The organism is Brucella sp. NBRC 14130, assembly GCF_040371715.1.
GTDB classification, from domain to species: domain Bacteria; phylum Pseudomonadota; class Alphaproteobacteria; order Rhizobiales; family Rhizobiaceae; genus Brucella; species Brucella intermedia.
Window position 1 is genome coordinate 1 of sequence record NZ_BAABTE010000052.1, and the last position, 2,271, is coordinate 2,271.

Below are 2,271 nucleotides of genomic sequence, written 5' to 3' on the forward strand. Positions count from 1 at the left end.
TACGGCGCTATTGGGGAGCGCGGGTTTCCTCCGCCTGCTCCGCTCACCGGCGGGGCCGGTTCGCTGCGGCCGCGGCCGCGCCGTCCTCACGGCGCTGCGGCTGGATAACGATCGGCACCATCGGGAAACGGTCATTACGAAAAGAGCACGACCAGGCGGAAGAGGAGAGCCTATTCCACCTCTATCGGGCGGGCAGGGGAGACGAGGGGAGGGGCTTCGGGGCTCCCCTCGGACCGCTTCGCGCCCGCTCGATGCGGGTGCCGAACGGTAACGACGCGGTTGCCCCTCCGCAGCCGGAGGGGCAGGAGGCGCTACTTGATGAAGCCGAGCCGTTCGGCGATGGACGGCTCATGCTCGTGGCCTGCTTCTCGCAGCATGGCGATCATATCAGCATGATCGAGATTGCTGACCTCATAGCCATTGGCGCGGGCTTCCTCAATGATCCCTTCCAAGGTGGGAAACTCCTCCAAGACGACGCCGAGCCAGATTTCCGGCGTCCCGCAATCACCATCGGCCTCGAAGCCCTGCAAGAAATAAGTTCGCAGAGGTGGATCGTAGCCGATGACGGCCTCGTGGTCCGTTCGTTCGCCCTTGCGAAGCGTGATCGTGTAGCGGCTCATTCGTAAACCTCATTCAGAATGTCCCAGCCGGTCGCCCACCTCGGATCATCAAAGTCGGGCGCATCGATCGCGCCGCTTTGCAATTCCTCTATGGCGCTTTCTCGATCTGCCGCATCAATCTCGACAGTGATCCGGCGCTCTGCCCGGAAAATCTGGACAATCGTGACTCTGTGCTTGCTCATCGGATTTCCTACTCTCGGTTGATGACAGGCTTGCGATCCAGCCCGTTGCGAAAACATGCGCCAGCAGGCAGGTCCGGCCATCGGTCGGATACCGGCCTGCAAAGCCCTAGAATGCGAAAGCGGTCTGGCCGCTAGCCTGCGTGTAGGTGGCACTTTCGCCCGCCACGTAGCGTTCCCGGCCAAGCTCGGACCATTGCAGATATCCGGCACGGTCATAGCGAAACCAGCCGTCCTCGATGCCGAAGATCATCCCCCATGCCGCGTCCTCGGCGCATTGGCGGCCGGTGTTGATCGGCCAGTGTTCCGCGCCCTTCTCCTGACGGCAAACGCTTGGAGCGGAGAAGGAACGGATGACCGCTCCGCGTTCGCTGGGTTCGGTCGCGCCGATCTCGCGCATGATCTCGCGGGCCTCGGCGGTAGTGATATAGCCAGCGGCCCGTTTGTCGTCATGGCGAGAATAGCGGCAGCCATAGGTGACGGCGTTCATGATGCAGGCGGGTTCGGTGAATTCCTGCGTTGCCAGCAGTTCACGCCATTTCCCGGCTGTGACCAGATCGACGGCGTGCCACCAGCGGGCGGTCGGGGCACTAGTATAACCGTAGCGGTTCGGCGCGCCGTCGCGGGCGATCTCGAAACCAAGCGCCGCTTCGACATGGCGCACGTAGGGATGGGTGGCCAAGCGCGGATGGCGCAGGCCGAGTTTGCGCGGCTGCTCATTGTCAGGGCGGCAGACCTCGATGGGAAACTGGAACATGCGCGACGGCAGGTGCCACGGCGCGGATATTTCAAAGCCGTGCGGGACAGACAACGAATTGTTGATGTCGAGAACGGCAAGGTTGGGTGCAAACCCCTTTTCCACCAGCGCCATGCCGAGGGTGTCGGTGCTCGGGCTGTCCATGGTCATCCTCCTTTCCTGAAATCTCTTTCCTTGGTATCGGCCTGCCCGAAGGGAGCGATCCCCTCGGGCAAACCTGCGGTCGGCTGGTCGATCAATCCCACGGAATGACGGCCATCAGGTCTTCGTCGTCCTGACCGGGGAAGCGGCCGAGATTGGCGTTGAGCCTGCCGTGGCCGGTGCTAACGGAGAGGCTGAGATAGTCGCCGCCGTTCTGGTTCTTTTTCTTCCAGATGCCGCCGAGTTCGAGCCGCCGTCCACGCGGGGACTTGGCATGGATGCGGTAGACAGGCGCGTCCTTGTTGGTACTGCTGAAGGGTTCGCCGGTGATGTCGATGTCGTAGGCGATGGAGGCGATGTTGCCGGTGAGGGTGCCGTCTTCGTTGAAGCGGATGAAGTTGGTCAGTTCGGTCATGGTCTGTCTCCTGAGTTTGCGTTTTCCCGCAGGGGAAGCCCCCTTGGGCGAAGCCTCCCCGGTCTTTCCGGGGGAATGGCCTCTGACATTCCCCCGGACAGAGGGGGGAGGGCGCAGCCCGCCCCACGGCGGCGCGCGGGCGGATCAAGGGGTCGTGGC

At 63.1% G+C, this 2,271-nt stretch carries 4 protein-coding genes; all 4 read right to left on the reverse strand.

Annotated elements, in window-relative coordinates; translation table 11 throughout:
• Nucleotides 1-311 precede the first annotated feature (311 nt).
• Nucleotides 312-620, reverse strand: coding sequence for a hypothetical protein (locus ABWW28_RS27430; protein ID WP_234190686.1), 309 nt, complete (start codon nucleotides 618-620; stop codon nucleotides 312-314).
• Nucleotides 617-802 carry a hypothetical protein gene (locus ABWW28_RS27435; protein ID WP_234190688.1) on the reverse strand — a complete coding sequence of 62 codons (186 nt, stop codon included), beginning with the start codon at nucleotides 800-802 and terminating at the stop codon, nucleotides 617-619. The genes ABWW28_RS27430 and ABWW28_RS27435 overlap by 4 nt, the downstream gene beginning before the upstream one ends.
• A 106-nt stretch (nucleotides 803-908) precedes the next feature.
• Nucleotides 909-1,700, reverse strand: coding sequence for a hypothetical protein (locus tag ABWW28_RS27440; protein WP_353392983.1), 792 nt, complete (start codon nucleotides 1,698-1,700; stop codon nucleotides 909-911).
• A 91-nt stretch (nucleotides 1,701-1,791) separates the two neighbouring features.
• Nucleotides 1,792-2,112, reverse strand: a complete 321-nt coding sequence (locus tag ABWW28_RS27445; protein WP_234190691.1) for a DUF736 domain-containing protein — start codon at nucleotides 2,110-2,112, stop codon at nucleotides 1,792-1,794.
• Between the last annotated feature and the right edge of the window lie 159 nt (nucleotides 2,113-2,271).